Source organism: Gordonia jinhuaensis, from assembly GCF_014639795.1.
In the GTDB taxonomy this organism is placed as follows: Bacteria; Actinomycetota; Actinomycetes; order Mycobacteriales; family Mycobacteriaceae; genus Gordonia_B; species Gordonia_B jinhuaensis.
Window position 1 is genome coordinate 17,555 of record NZ_BMGC01000040.1, and the last position, 13,453, is coordinate 31,007.

The following is a 13,453-nucleotide window of genomic DNA, read 5'->3' on the forward strand; positions in this document are numbered from 1 at the left end:
GCCGTCAGCGCACGCGCGCGTTGACGGCGCCGGTGACGTCGTCGATATCGGTCCGATTCAGTTCCGGCACCGACGAGAACGGGATCCGGCACTGCGTCGAGATCTCCAACTGTGCTCCCGCCCGACTGCTCCCGGTCCCATCGGTGAACGTGTCGACGATCGCCGTCACGTCGCCGCGCCGCATCACGGGCCGGTCGTGCACGCGCGCCGCCGCGAGGGCGGACTGCGCGACCGGGCCTGTGACAGTGGTCCAGCCGTTACGGGGCGAGAGCGCACGCATGAGGCGATCACCGAGCGCAGCAACCGCCGCCGACTCATCAACCGCTGCATCATCAACCGCTGCATCATCCGGGACGAGAAGCAGTGACGACACGACATCCCGCAGCGGGGAGAAGCCGTTGTTCGAGCCGCACTGATCGCGGCCGACCGTCGCCTCCGATGTCCGCACTCCCGCCGCGGCGAGTACGTCCCCGGTGGCATCGACCACCTCGGTGCGCGCCGCTGCAGCCCTCAACGGATGCGCGCGTGCGGCCTCATATGCCGGGTCATGCGGATAGAGAACGCGCAGCATCCCCGCACTCAGGCCGACGGTGACCACCAGCGACAACGCGAACACCGCTGCGCAACAGACCAATAGATAGGTCGATGCGCCGCGACCGGTACTCACGCCGAGTATCCCGTCCCGTCGAGGAATGACCGCCACTGAGGGCTGATCCCGGCGACAGCCCACGCGACGAGCAACACCACCGACGGAACACAGGCGGCGAGCGCGATCACGGCGAACCGCCGCCACACCGCAGCTGATGCCAGACAGATCACCACAGCGATGGCCGCCGCCGAATAGGGCGTGTGGTGATTGATCGGCGAGACGAACCAGGTGGCCGCGACGACGACCGCGAGCACGACGAATCCGAGCGGCATGCCGACGGATGCGTGCCACAGCAGCGTCGTCGCACGATCGATGGACGTGGCCGTCGGTCGCCACCCCGGCTTGGCCACCTCGATCCTCCTCGGAAGTTCCGTCCGGACAACACGATCGCGACATCCCGATCGAGATCAGCCGAACCCTACACCGAGGCGAACATACCGATGCCGACCACCGCCATCACCACCGCGATCCCGGCGTCGAGCACCTGCCAGGCCCGGGGGCGACTGAACAGCGGGGCGAGTCGTGTTGCGCCCCAGCCCAATGCCGAGAACCACAGCAGGCTGGCCAGGCAGGCACCCACGGCGAAGAACCATCTGCCCTGTGGCCCCTTGCTGTTGGCAACACTGCCGAGCATCAACACGGTGTCGAGGTATACATGAGGGTTGAGCCAGGTCAGTGCGAGCGTGGCAGCGACCACCGATGCCGCTGACACGGCAGTGGGGCCGGCGTCGATCGCCATCGCCGACGGTCGCAGCGCCCGGCGCAGCGCCGCGACCCCAAGTGCACAGACGTAGAGTCCGCCGACGATCTTGGCGACGGTGATCAACGGGGGCCACGCGGTGACCACCGCACCGAGCCCGGCAACACCGCCCACGATGAGCACCACATCCGACACGACGCAGACGACCACGATCGGCACCACATGTCGACGCATCACGCCCTGTCGGAGCAGATAGGCGTTCTGCGGCCCGATGGCGACGATCAGTCCCGCTCCGGTCATCAGTCCGGTCAGCGCGACGAGTACCAGCGTGTTCACACTGGTCGACGCTATGAGGGCGGCCAACAACAGTACAGAGAATGATTTTCACGACTCATTAGAATTGTTGATGTGGAGATCGACAGCGCGGGACTGCGCACCCTGGCCGCAGTGGTGGCGGCGGGAACCTTCGACGCGGCCGCCCACGAGCTGCACCTCACCCCATCTGCGGTGTCGCAGCGCATCAAGGCGCTCGAGACCGCGGTGGGCCGCGTGGTGCTGCAACGCGGCAAACCCGCACGCCCGACCGCCGACGGCGAGGTGCTGCTGCGACTGGCCAAACAGTGGGACTGGCTGCACGCCGAGGCGACCTCCGCCCTCACCGGCGGCGTCACCGCCGGCGAGAGCGACACCGACTGGGTCGAGCCGATCCACATGCCGATCGCCGCCAATGCCGATTCACTCACGATCTGGTTGATGCCCGCCATCGTGGCGATGAGTCGCTCGCACAACGTGGTGATCGAGGTCATGCGCGGCGACGAGACCCGGACGGCCGACTTCCTGCGCAGCGGATCGGTGCTCGGTGCGGTCACCTCCGACCCCACCCGCATCCGTGGGTGCACCGCGGTGCCGCTCGGTGCGATGCGCTACCTCCCGGTGGCCACACCCGAATTCGCGGCGCGATGGTTTCCCTCGCTCGGCGCGAGCGATGCGCGATCGCCGAGTCCGGCCGAGCTCTCCCGCGCACCGATGGTGTCGTTCGACCGTTCCGACGCTATCCAGCGAACACTCATCGAGGACATGGTCGGACGCACCGCGAGCCCGCCGACCTCCTACATCCCCTCGTCGACGCAGTACCACCTCGCGGTGGAAGCGGGTATCGGCTGGGGAGCCGTGCCGGCCATGCAGGCCAGCCAGGCGCTCGACGCCGGTCGAGTGGTGCGCCTGTCCGACCAGCACCGCGACGTCGAGTTGTACTGGCAGCACTGGCGGCTGCACTCACCGCTCCTGGAGACATTCACCGCCCTGGTGCGTTACACCGCCGCCGAGGTTCTGCTGTCCAGCAGCATCGGCTGATCCCGATTCCTCCTCGCGCGCGCCACCCTCGTGCTGTTGCCACTCGTCGTCGACGTCGGCACCGCTGGTCACGATCGGGTGGGCCACCTCGTCGCGCCGGATTCGCGCCCACACGAACAGGACCGCGCCGAACGGGATCGGCACCAGCGCGGCGAGGATCATCGTGGTGGTGAGTCCGAGTGCGTGGCTCATCGGCGCGGCGAGTGCCATCGACACCGGCATCAACGCGACCGAGACGAAGGCGTCGAGTCCGGCGATGCGGCCCAGCATGTGTCGGGGGATGCGCGACTGCAGCAGCGTGCCCCACAGCACGTCGGGCGCATTGAACAAGAAGCCCAACAGCAGTCCCGCACATACGAACGTCCACACATGTGTGGCCACGCCCATCAGCAGCAGCGGCAGCCCGGCAACGGCCCAGATGCCCATCAGCCAGCTGAGGTAGCGCCTCGGGAACGGGAACATCACCACCACGATCGAGCCGAGTGCGGCGCCGATGCCGTAGGCCGCCAGCACCAGCGAGTGGTCGCCGGCGTCGCCGCCGGCCTGATCCTTGATCGCGAAGGGCACCAACACCTCCAGCGGCCCGGTGGTCATCAATACGGTCACACAGGCGAAGGTGAGTGTGGCCATCAGCCACCGGGTCTGCCACATGTAGCGGAATCCCTCGGCGATGTCGGAGACCGTCTCGACGATCGGGTGCCGGGTCTCGTCGGACAGATCCCGTTGTACCGGAACCGGATCCATACGCAGATACACCACGAGTGCCAGCACATTGGCCACGCCGGCGCCGAGCAACGCCAGCCCCGGTGCGGCTGCGGAGACCAACGCACCACCGACCGCCGGACCGATGCCCTGATAGAGGATCGGCCGCGCGGTGCCCTCGACTCCGTTGGCCGCGAACAGGTCTCGCTGCGGGATCAGCGCCGGCAGCAGCGCCGAATAGGTGGGGTAGTACACCCCCTCGGCGACGCCGAACAGCAGTCCCGCGAGCATGAGGTGCCAGATCTGCAGGTGACCGGTGAGGGCGAGGGTGCCGACGGTGAATGCCGCGACCATCTTGAGCAGTTCGATCCAGATGATGATCAGCCGCTGACTGAACCGGTCGGCGAGCACACCACCGAGCAGCGTCGAGACCACCATGCCGACCGAGAACACCACCGTCACCATCGCCAACTGGGACGGTCCGCCACCGACGTGGATGACCTGCCACACCTGCCCCACCAGATACACGCCGTCGGAGAACAGCGTCAGCATCAACCCCAGGCACAACAGCCGGTACTGGCGGTACGCGAACGGGCGCATGGGTGAGAAACGCAGTGGCGAGAAACGCGAGGTCGGCGACGAGGACACGACTACGAGGATGCCTCACCCATCCTCGCGAAAGCGAACCGTTTTCAGCCGAGAACGCAGGCGGCGACGGCGGCCGCGAGGACGACGGCAACCACCACCGCGTCGGCGGCACCCGGTCGTCGGCCCGTGCGTGCCACCCTGCCCATACCGCCTCCGCGGGTGACCATCGTCGCCGCGGTGTCCGCGGCATCGGAGACGGCCAGCGAGCAGGCCACCCCGAGCACGTGGAACCACGAATCGATACGCGCCCAGCGGCTCTCCCCGCGACCCGACCGCCGCTGCGAGATGGTCTGGGCGAGGATCCGCAGGTTCGCGATCATCGCCGGCGCCATCCGCAGCGCGACCGACACCGAGACCGTTGCCGCGCGCAGATCCACCCGACGCGATCCGAGGCGGATCCGTCGCGCCACGCTCGCGACCTGCTGCAGCAACGACGGGATCTCCACCATCGGCGTGGTCCAGCACAGCAGTAACGACATGTAGAGCGAGGTGAGGGTGATCATCAGCAGCGTCGCCCAGCTACTGGCCCCACCGAGGCCGAAGCGCACGCCGACCACCGACACATATGGTTCGCCGCCGCCGAAGGAGGTGATGAGTCCGCCGATCACCGCCGCGAGCACGAACCACCACGGCAGCCGCGGGATGGCACGCCGCCGAACCCGACCGAGCGCGGTCCACGCCAGCGCCACGATGACCCCGACCAGCACCGTCCACCAGCTCGGGTTGATCGCGAACATCAGCGCCATGATCAGCAGTACCGACACCTTCGTGCCCGCCCACAGCCGCTTGGCCGGCGAGTCGTAGGGCAGCACCCTGCCGACGACGTTGACCAGCGACGCGCGCGACCGCGTGCGGATCGCGGCCACACCGTTCTCTGGACGCGGCAGCGCCACCACCCGGTCGGCGATCGGCGCGAACGGGTCGATGTCGTGGGTCACCACGATGATCGTGATCCCGTCGGCCTTGAGTGAGGCCAGCGCGGCGACCATCGCCGACCGTGAGGCCTCGTCGAGACCGGCCAGCGGCTCGTCGAGTACCAGCACCCGCGGACGCGACGCCATCAGACCCGCCAGCGCGACACGGCGCTGCTGACCGACGCTGAGCTCGTTGACCCGGGCGTCGCCGTAGACCTGCGGGTTCAGTCCCAGCGCGACGAGCGCACGGTCGGCTCCGGCGTCGTCGACCCCGGCCGCGTCGCGGACCTCCTCGCGCACCCGCCCCCGGATCAGCGACAGCCGCGCGAACTGATGACCGAGCAGCGCCGCGTCGCGGGCGTTGCGGGTGGGTTCGTCGTCGATCTGCACCATGCCTGCCGTCGGGCGTTCGGCACCGACCAGCAGTCGCGCCAGCGTCGACTTGCCGACGCCGTTGGGTCCGGTCACCAACACCGTCTCACCCGGCTGCACCGACATCGAGAAATCCTCGAAAACCGGCTTCTCCCAGGGCGTTCCGGCATCGTGGGCGAAGCCGAGTCCGCGGGCGACGACCCGGCCGCCCCAGCGGTAGGTCGGGGTCCCGTACTGCTGCGGGATCTGGTACTGCACGGGTACGCCCGCATACCCCGACTCGGTCTGCCGGGCCGGATGTCCACGCAGCGTGTAGACGCGGTCGACGGCGGCCAGGTCGTCGGGGTCGTGGGTCACGTGGACCACCGCCACCCGGTACTCGCGTGCCAGCCGCCGGTAGAGCGCCATGATCTCGCGGCGACCGGTGGTGTCGAGCATCGCGGTGCTCTCGTCGCTGACCAGCAGCGCCGGACGCCGCACGAGCGCGCCGGCGATCGCCAGGCGCTGCAGCTGACCACCCGACAGTGATGCGGTCTCGGCGCCGGCCATGCCGTCAAGACCCACCATGTGCAGCAGCGCCTCGATGACGTCGTCGTCGAGGCCGTCGGTTCCCCATTCGAGTTCGTCGGCCACCCGCATACCCAGCACACCGGTCTCGGGCCGCTGGCCGACCACCGCAGTGCCGTCAGTGCGGCCGTATCCGAGCCCGCCTGGCCGCCGCACGTCGCCGGTGGTGGGAGCCGCGCCCGCGATGATCGGGGCCAACGTCGACTTACCCGCACCGTTGGGTCCGGAGATCGCGAGCACCTCGCCGGGCACCACCGTGAGGTCGACCCCGGAGAACACCGGGATCACCGCCCCCGGGTAGGTGAAGCCGACATCGCGCAGCTGCACCGGGACCGGCGCGATGGCCGGGTCGGGAGTGTCGCAGGTGTCGGGAGTGTCTGAGGGCTCGGTGTCGGCCACCTCGACCGGCGGCGCGAGCCGCGACGCGATCGCCGCCACGATCCCGTGATCGACGAAATAGACCATCAAGGCGGCCACCGCCACCCCGACACCGCTGAACACCGGGATGGTGATGACCCAGTTGTCGAGGATCCAACCGATGACATCGCTGCCGAAATGCGACACCTGCTCGGCGTTGCCGTTGGTGAGCAGTCGCGCGATACCGCGCCACCCGTTGCGCACCTGGGTGAACATGAACTCGCGGTAGTCGGCGAAGATCGACACCAGCGCCAGACTCACCGCCGCCGCCGGGACGGCGATCACCCCGATCGCCGCCAGCACCACCGTGCCCGGCGACCAGCGCCGCCTCAGCGCGATACCGATGAAACCGCCGAACAGTGCTGCCGACGCCGCGAGATTGGCCGCCGAGTAGCCCCCGAACAGGAAGGCCACCGTCCAGCCGGTGACCAGCGCCAGCACAGCCGCACGAAGGCGACGCCGCACCGCGACGATTCCGAACGGGACCGCGGCGATGAGGATCGCGGCACCAGTGATGGGGATGATCCGACCGATGACGCAGACGGCGGCGGCCACATCGGCCAGCGCGGCCACCTCCACCACCTCGCCGACGCTCAGACGTCGACGCGGCGAGCGGCGTGGCGGCTGCTCGGTGGGCGCAGCGTGTACGCCCGTCGAAGGGGCGTCACGGTGGGTGGTCATTCGGCGCGTCATCCTGAGGTGGCTCGGGGGAGGTCCGGGTGAAAAGCGGACTCGTGTGGTGCCACCAGCCTGCCAGACAGGGCCGACAGGCCACTGTGTACCCAGGTCAGCCCGGACCCGCTCAGCCCGGACCCACTCAGCCGGCCTTGCGGTCGTTCGACTTCTTGGCGGGCGACTTCTTTGCCGGCGTTTTTTTGGCCGTGGATGTGTTCCCAGAGGATCTGTTCACAGTCGATTTCTTCGCAGCCGATTTCTTCACAGTCGACTTCTTCGCAGTGGATTTCTCTGCGGTGGTCTTCGTGGCGGACGACGTCTTCGCCGGTGCCCTCTTCGCGGGCGTCTTCTTCGCCGTCGCTGTCTTCGCGGGTGTCTTCGTGGTTACCGCGTCGCCGGCCCCGGCGGATTCCTCCCGCTTGCTCACCGAGGCACGGAGCGCGGCGAGCAGGTCGGCCACCTCATCGTCGTCACCGGCGCCGGCTGCAGGCTCGGCATCAGCCGACTCGGTGAATCCCTCGCCGCCCTCGGCCTTGGACTCCACCAGCTGCGCCAGTTCGCTCTGATAGGTGTCCTCGTATTTCGACGGGTCGAAGTCCTGGGCCATCGACTCGATGAGCGACGAGGCCATCGACAGCTCCTGCGGACGGATCTCCACGTCCTCGTCGAGGAATCCGAAGTCGGGGGTACGCACCTCGTCGGGCCACAGCAGGGTCTGCAGGGTGAGCACGTCGTCGTAGACGCGCAACGCAGCCAGTCTCGTGCGGTTGCGCAGCGTGAACGTCGCGATCGCGAGCCGGTCGGTGTCGGCCAGCGCCTGACGAAGCAGCACATAGGCTTTCGGCGACCGTGACGACGGCTCCAGATAGTAGGCCTTGTCGAAATAGATCGGGTCGATCTGCTCGCGGGGAACGAAGTCGGTGATCGCGATCTCCGGACTGCGCTCGACCGGCAAGGTCGCCAGGTCGTCCTTCGTCACGATGACCGTCTTGCCCGAGTCGCTCTCATAGGCACTGGCGATGTTGGAGTAGTCCACCTCGTCGTCGGTGCCTTCACGCACCCGCCGATAGCGGATGCGGGTACCGTCGGATCCATCGACCTGATGGGACCTACGATCGTGGCTTTCGGTCGCCGAATAGACCTTGACCGGGACGTTCACCAGGCCAAAGCTCAGATCGCCCTTCCAGATCGAGCGCATGCGAGCCATTATTCACCACGAGACCGAAACAAACACGTGCAGAGAAGACACCGCTGACGCAGAGAAGACACCCCTGACAATGGCTCGCCCGACACAGAGCATCGAGGTCGACGGACGGCGAATCACGCTGAGCCACCTGGACAAAGTGCTCTATCCGGTCACCGGCACGGTGAAAGCCGAGGTCATCGACTACTACGCACAGATCGCCGACGTGATGTTGCCGCATCTGGCCGATCGCATCATCACCCGCAAACGCTGGCCCGACGGTGTCGATGCCACACCGTTTTTCGAGAAGAACCTGCCCTCGAGCGCACCGGGGTGGATACGCCGCTGCCGCATCCGCCATTCCGACCGCGACGTCACCTATCCGATCGCCACCGCGCGCGCAGACCTGGTGTGGCTGGCCCAGCAGGCCGCGCTCGAACTGCACGTACCCCAGTGGCGCGTGCCACCCGACACCGACTCCGACCCGTTCGCGCGTGCGAGCGACCGCGTGGTCCTCGACCTCGATCCGGGTCCGGACGTGGATCTGGCTGCCTGCGCGAAGGTCGCCATCGAGGTGCGCGAACTCCTGGATTCGGTTGCGTTGCGGTCATTTCCGGTGACCAGCGGCTCCAAGGGGATCCACGTCTACGCCGCACTCCACACCGCAGTGTCACCCGAGGCGGCCCGTGCGGTGGCCCGACAGATCGCCACCTCACTGGCTGCGCTGCACCCGGACACGATCACTGCGACCATGGCGCGCGACGTGCGGGCGGGCAAGGTGTTCATCGACTGGAGCCAGAACAGCGGCTCGAAGACGACCCTGTCACCCTATTCGCTGCGCGGCCGCGAGCAGCCGTGGGTCGCTGCACCGCGGCACTGGGAGGAGCTGGACGACAAGGACATTCGCCAGCTCCTGTTCCATGAGGTCCTCGAACGTGTGGCGGAATCGGGAGATCTGTTGGCCGACCTCGATGCGCCACGCTCCGACGAGGTGACACCGACAGCACCGAGGGCGAGCACACCGGCAGCACCGAGCACACCGGTGCCCGAGCTGATCGATCTGAGCGACTATCGCGCCAAACGACACCGCAACCGGACTCCCGAACCCTTCGGCGACTCGTCGGGACCCGCCGAGGCGAGCGAGGATGGCGACAGCGAGGATGCCCACAGCGAGGCCGGCCGCACCCCCGGACCTATTTTCGTCATCCAGGAACATCATGCGCGGCGACTGCATTACGACTTCCGGCTCGAACGCGGCGGCGTATTGGTGTCATGGGCCGTACCCAAGAATCTGCCGACCGACACCGACCAGAACCGGCTCGCGGTGCACACCGAAGATCATCCGCTGGACTACGCCGATTTCGAGGGGACCATCCCGCATGGCGAATACGGCGGCGGCGAGGTCACCATCTACGACCGCGGCACCTACGAGACCGAGAAGTGGCGCGACAACGAAGTGATCGTGCGCCTGCACGGCGACAAGGTGACCGGCCGCTATGCGCTGATCAACACCGGCGGTAAGAACTGGCTGGCACATCTGATGTCGGACGAGGCCTCCCCGATCATGCCGGAGAGTCTGCGCGATCCGCGACCGATGCTGGCGACCGAGGAGCCGATCGACGGATTGTCCGGCGACGTCTGGGCTTTCGAGGGTAAGTGGGACGGCTACCGCCTCATCGTGCGCTACATCGACGGTGAGCTGACCTTCACCACCCGCGCCGGAATCGACATGACCGACGAGTTCTCGTCGCTGGCGTCGATCGCCGACGACCTCGGGCTGCTCGACGTGGTGCTCGACGGCGAGGTGGTGGCCGTCGACTCCACCGGGCGGACCAACTTCTCCCTCCTGTCGGCCCGGCACACCACCGACGAGCCGTTCACCCTGCGGCTCTACCTGTTCGACGTGCTCTACCTCAACGGGACCACCCTGCTGCGCAAGCCGTGGTCGGACCGGCGGGCGGTCCTCGAGGGGATCGCCCCGCTGTTTCCCGCCGACTCGCCGGTGTCGGTTCCGGCACTCCTCGACGGCGACGGCGCCGCCGCCCTCGACCACAGCCGTGACCGTGGCTGGGAAGGTGTGGTGGCCAAGAAGCGCGACTCCACCTATCAACAGGGCCGGCGTACCCATACCTGGCGAAAGCACAAGAACTGGAACGACATCGAAGTGGTGGTCGGCGGATGGCGGCCGGGAAAGGGCAATCGTGCCACCACCATCGGGTCGTTGCTGGTGGGGCTGCCCGAACACACCGGGCTCCGCTACGTGGGACGTGTGGGCACCGGATTCACCGAGGCTCAGCTCGACGAGCTCGCCGCCGAACTGCGGCCGCTGCACCGCACACGCTCACCGTTCCTCGATCCGCTCGACCGCCCGATCGAACGCGACGCGGTATGGGTGTTGCCCAAGATCGTCGGTTCGGTCCGGTTCATGGACTGGACCACATCCGGACATCTGCGGCATCCGTCGTGGCGTGGGATCCGCCGCGACAAACTGCCCGGAGACTTGTAGAAAGTGGACGGGTTCGTGCAAGCCACCGCGAACCGCCGCCTCACCCCGTCCATCCGGGATCGACCACCACCGAGGAGACCTGCGTGCTCGTCATCGCCCACATCAGCGATCTGCATTTCAACGGCAGTCGCCGCGCCCGGTCGCGCGTCAAGGCGGTGATGGACTACATCAATGACCGTGCCGACGGGATCGACGTGCTGCTGGTGACGGGCGATATCGCCGACACCGGCACCACCTCGCAGTACATGGAGGCCGCCGGCGTCCTCAAGAGTCCGCTGCCGATGTTGCTGTGCCCGGGAAACCACGACCGCCGAGCGGAATTCGCCCATCAACTACTCGGCCGTGACAGCGGTGACAAGCCGATCAACACCGCGCTGCGGGTGAACGGTGCGCTGGTGCTGTCGATGGATTCGTCGGTGCCCGACGAACCGCAGGGTCTGCTCAGCTATGGCACCCTCGACTGGGCCGATCAGCAGATCACCGATTTCGGGGACGGGGGACCGGTGCTGATGGCCTTCCACCATCCGCCGGTGACGCTGGAGATGCCGTTCATGGACGCGATCCGCATGCAGGGCACTCCGCGGCTCGGTGCACTCATCGACAAACATCCGTCGGTGGTGGGGATGTTCTGCGGTCATGCGCATACCGGCGCGATCACCCAGTTCCACAACCGCCGGGTCGCGCTGGCGCCGGGTGTGGCCTCGACGCTGAACCTGCCTTTCGAAGGGGGTGGGATCATCAACGAAACGCAGCCACCCGGCCTGGCCTTCCACGTCATCGACGACGACTGGCGCATCATCACCCACTACCGGGCGGTCACTGTGAAGAGTCGCCGCTGGTCGAACGAACGGGGCTGGGTCGAGCGGTGAGACGGGCAGCTCGGACGAACAGTCGGGCGGTCAGGAGACCGCCGGCCCCGATGCCGGTCGGGTGCTCACCACATTCTCGAAAGCGGTTGTCACCACCGGCTTGTCGCCGGCGAGCAACTCCCCGGTCATGATCACCTCGACCCGTCCTGGCCGCTGCGCGACGATGTCGGAGATGGTGAGGACGCCCCGCAGTTCGGTGTCGGCGAACACCGGGCGCAGAAAGCGCACATCCGACAGGCCCTTGCCGGCGACCACCGCCCACGTCCGCGTCACCTCCACTGACATCCTCGTGTAGATCGCGATGCTGTGGATACCGCTGGCGATGATCCGGCCGAACGGTCCCGCAGCCGCGACGTCGCGGTCGGTGTGGAACGGCTGCGGATCCCACTGCCGGGCGAACTCGATGATCTCGTCCTCGGTGATCGTGCGGCTGCCGAGGTCGTAACGGGTGCCGACCACGAGTTCGTCGCCGTATACGGGTGTCGCCACCTCGGTCGACGACTGTGATGTCGCGGTGGGGTCTGACTGCGAAATCTGCACAGCGCCAACGTACGCGCAACGACGACCGGCCGTGCGCACATTGCGCACGGCCGGTCGGTGGGTTGTCCAGCTGATCGACAGTCGATCGTCAGCTGCTGCGGATGATCAGCTCAGCGCCTTGGCCTTGAGCTGGTCGTACTCCTGCTGGGTGATGGTGCCATCGTCGAGAAGAGCCTTCGCGGTGGCGATCTGGTCGGCAGGCCCGGAGGTGCCGGCCGCTTGCCGGATGTACTCCTGCGTCGCCTTCTCCGTGGCCGCCGAGGCTGCTCGCTGCCGCTCGGCCATACCCGGACCGCGCGCGAGCAGATACACAAAGGCGGTGATGTACGGGAAGATGATCAAGAAGATGATCCAGACCACCTTCCAGCCGGCCTTCAGCGTGTGATCGCGGAACAGATCCGTGAGGATCATGAACAGCAGGATCAGGTACGCCACGAAGACGAAGATGAGGATCAGGCCCCAGACCAGATCCCAGAACGAATGCCAATCCATGTCGAATCCTCCTGTTGACCCGTCGGCCTGGTCGGCCGCGCTCCGACGTCGTCAATATACGACAGGGATTCGCCTAATTCAGGACGACAAGAGACACATGGGCGGGTCCAAGGTCACCACCAGGGGTGGTTGGGCAACGCCACGAAACACGTTCCGTTGAATGGGATGTCGGCGGCCGTCGACGGGATCGGGACCCCGGTACCAACCTGAGCGGTGACGTTGGGACTGTCGATCCCCTGGTCGCCCTGCGACGCATTTATCGTGTAGATGCCCGGGGCTCCCGGCGTCCAGTGGATGGTCGCAAGGTTGCCGGACGGCGTCGACTGCCCGAGCACCCTGGTCCCGCCGCCGTCCTTGTGCACGGTGAAGGTGACCGGGTTGGCGGCGCCCTTGGCGTCGACCTTCGCCTGCACGACGTACGAGCATTGATCACCGTATCGGTGGTTGTAGAGCGAGTCGAAGTACCCGAGGACGTAGTAGATCGGCGAGAACGCCGAGGTGATGTCGGATAAGCCCGACGTCGGATCAGCGAGACTCGTCGGCACCGAATACCCCGACGGTGTGGTGATCTCGACACTCAAGGTGTCGGCGGAGGCCGGCGCCTGCGCCGACAACAAACCGGCGGCAGCGATGGTCGAGGCGGCGAGGCCGCCGACGATCGCGCGGCGAAGACGAGCCAATGCCGTTACACGCATCGGTGGTCCTTTCGTCAGTGGTCGGCGGAAGCACTGTGGGGCGACCGCACAGCCGAGAGGTGTGATGGCTAGTATCTCGTGTCGTTAGTTAGTTAATGGTTGGGGGTTTGAGATACTCGGCTATGGCGAATTCTCCGGCTCCCGCTCTGGGCCTGCGTGATGGCGATGCTG

The 13,453-nt window shown here is 67.1% G+C and carries 12 protein-coding genes; 3 read left to right on the forward strand and 9 right to left on the reverse strand.

Annotated elements, in window-relative coordinates:
• Window positions 1-4: 4 nt before the first annotated feature.
• The 3 genes from IEW22_RS17490 to IEW22_RS17500 all read right to left on the reverse strand — a co-directional run bounded on the left by IEW22_RS17490 (window position 5) and on the right by IEW22_RS17500 (window position 1,685).
• Window positions 5-667: a hypothetical protein gene (locus tag IEW22_RS17490; RefSeq protein ID WP_188588309.1), complete on the reverse strand. Its 663-nt coding sequence runs from the start codon at window positions 665-667 to the stop codon at window positions 5-7.
• Window positions 664-999: a hypothetical protein gene (locus IEW22_RS17495; RefSeq protein ID WP_188588311.1), complete on the reverse strand. Its 336-nt coding sequence runs from the start codon at window positions 997-999 to the stop codon at window positions 664-666. The genes IEW22_RS17490 and IEW22_RS17495 overlap by 4 nt, the downstream gene beginning before the upstream one ends.
• 68 nt (window positions 1,000-1,067) lie before the next feature.
• On the reverse strand, window positions 1,068-1,685 hold the full coding sequence (locus IEW22_RS17500) for a LysE/ArgO family amino acid transporter (protein WP_188588313.1): 618 nt from the start codon (window positions 1,683-1,685) through the stop codon (window positions 1,068-1,070).
• A 72-nt stretch (window positions 1,686-1,757) separates the two neighbouring features.
• Here IEW22_RS17500 and IEW22_RS17505 point away from each other — a divergent pair, with 72 nt between their 5' ends.
• On the forward strand, window positions 1,758-2,702 hold the full coding sequence (locus IEW22_RS17505; RefSeq protein WP_188588314.1) for a LysR family transcriptional regulator ArgP: 945 nt from the start codon (window positions 1,758-1,760) through the stop codon (window positions 2,700-2,702).
• Here IEW22_RS17505 and IEW22_RS17510 read toward each other — a convergent pair.
• The 3 genes from IEW22_RS17510 to ku all read right to left on the reverse strand — a co-directional run bounded on the left by IEW22_RS17510 (window position 2,625) and on the right by ku (window position 8,195).
• Window positions 2,625-4,052: an MFS transporter gene (locus tag IEW22_RS17510; RefSeq protein ID WP_229742861.1), complete on the reverse strand. Its 1,428-nt coding sequence runs from the start codon at window positions 4,050-4,052 to the stop codon at window positions 2,625-2,627. The genes IEW22_RS17505 and IEW22_RS17510 overlap by 78 nt on opposite strands.
• A 44-nt stretch (window positions 4,053-4,096) precedes the next feature.
• On the reverse strand, window positions 4,097-7,003 hold the full coding sequence (locus tag IEW22_RS17515) for a DUF2232 domain-containing protein (protein ID WP_188588316.1): 2,907 nt from the start codon (window positions 7,001-7,003) through the stop codon (window positions 4,097-4,099).
• Window positions 7,004-7,139: 136 nt separating this feature from the next.
• Complete coding sequence (ku, locus tag IEW22_RS17520; RefSeq protein WP_455350621.1) at window positions 7,140-8,195, reverse strand: non-homologous end joining protein Ku; 1,056 nt, start codon at window positions 8,193-8,195, stop codon at window positions 7,140-7,142.
• A gap of 79 nt (window positions 8,196-8,274) precedes the next feature.
• Here ku and IEW22_RS17525 point away from each other — a divergent pair, with 79 nt between their 5' ends.
• Together IEW22_RS17525 and IEW22_RS17530 are read left to right on the forward strand one after the other, a co-directional pair.
• A complete protein-coding gene (locus tag IEW22_RS17525) occupies window positions 8,275-10,686 on the forward strand; it encodes an ATP-dependent DNA ligase (protein ID WP_188588320.1) in 2,412 nt (803 codons plus the stop codon).
• A gap of 83 nt (window positions 10,687-10,769) precedes the next feature.
• On the forward strand, window positions 10,770-11,555 hold the full coding sequence (locus IEW22_RS17530; RefSeq protein ID WP_188588322.1) for a metallophosphoesterase: 786 nt from the start codon (window positions 10,770-10,772) through the stop codon (window positions 11,553-11,555).
• Between the two features lie 30 nt (window positions 11,556-11,585).
• Here the strand turns inward: IEW22_RS17530 and IEW22_RS17535 are convergent, their stop codons facing one another.
• The 3 genes from IEW22_RS17535 to IEW22_RS17545 all read right to left on the reverse strand — a co-directional run bounded on the left by IEW22_RS17535 (window position 11,586) and on the right by IEW22_RS17545 (window position 13,282).
• Window positions 11,586-12,095 (reverse strand): MaoC/PaaZ C-terminal domain-containing protein, encoded by a 510-nt coding sequence (locus IEW22_RS17535; RefSeq protein WP_188588325.1) that lies wholly within the window; start codon window positions 12,093-12,095, stop codon window positions 11,586-11,588.
• Window positions 12,096-12,200: 105 nt separating this feature from the next.
• On the reverse strand, window positions 12,201-12,587 hold the full coding sequence (locus tag IEW22_RS17540) for an SHOCT domain-containing protein (protein ID WP_188588327.1): 387 nt from the start codon (window positions 12,585-12,587) through the stop codon (window positions 12,201-12,203).
• A gap of 113 nt (window positions 12,588-12,700) precedes the next feature.
• Complete coding sequence (locus IEW22_RS17545) at window positions 12,701-13,282, reverse strand: hypothetical protein (RefSeq protein ID WP_188588329.1); 582 nt, start codon at window positions 13,280-13,282, stop codon at window positions 12,701-12,703.
• Between the last annotated feature and the right edge of the window lie 171 nt (window positions 13,283-13,453).

Bases quoted from the DNA above. Each gene is read 5' to 3' on its own strand.
- IEW22_RS17515 (WP_188588316.1), bottom strand. From the start codon at position 7,003: ATGACCACCCACCGTGACGCCCCTTCGACGGGCGTACACGCTGCGCCC.
- ku (WP_455350621.1), bottom strand. From the start codon at position 8,195: ATGCGCTCGATCTGGAAGGGCGATCTGAGCTTTGGCCTGGTGAACGTC.
- IEW22_RS17525 (WP_188588320.1), top strand. From the start codon at position 8,275: ATGGCTCGCCCGACACAGAGCATCGAGGTCGACGGACGGCGAATCACG.
- IEW22_RS17540 (WP_188588327.1), bottom strand. From the start codon at position 12,587: ATGGATTGGCATTCGTTCTGGGATCTGGTCTGGGGCCTGATCCTCATC.
- IEW22_RS17545 (WP_188588329.1), bottom strand. From the start codon at position 13,282: ATGCGTGTAACGGCATTGGCTCGTCTTCGCCGCGCGATCGTCGGCGGC.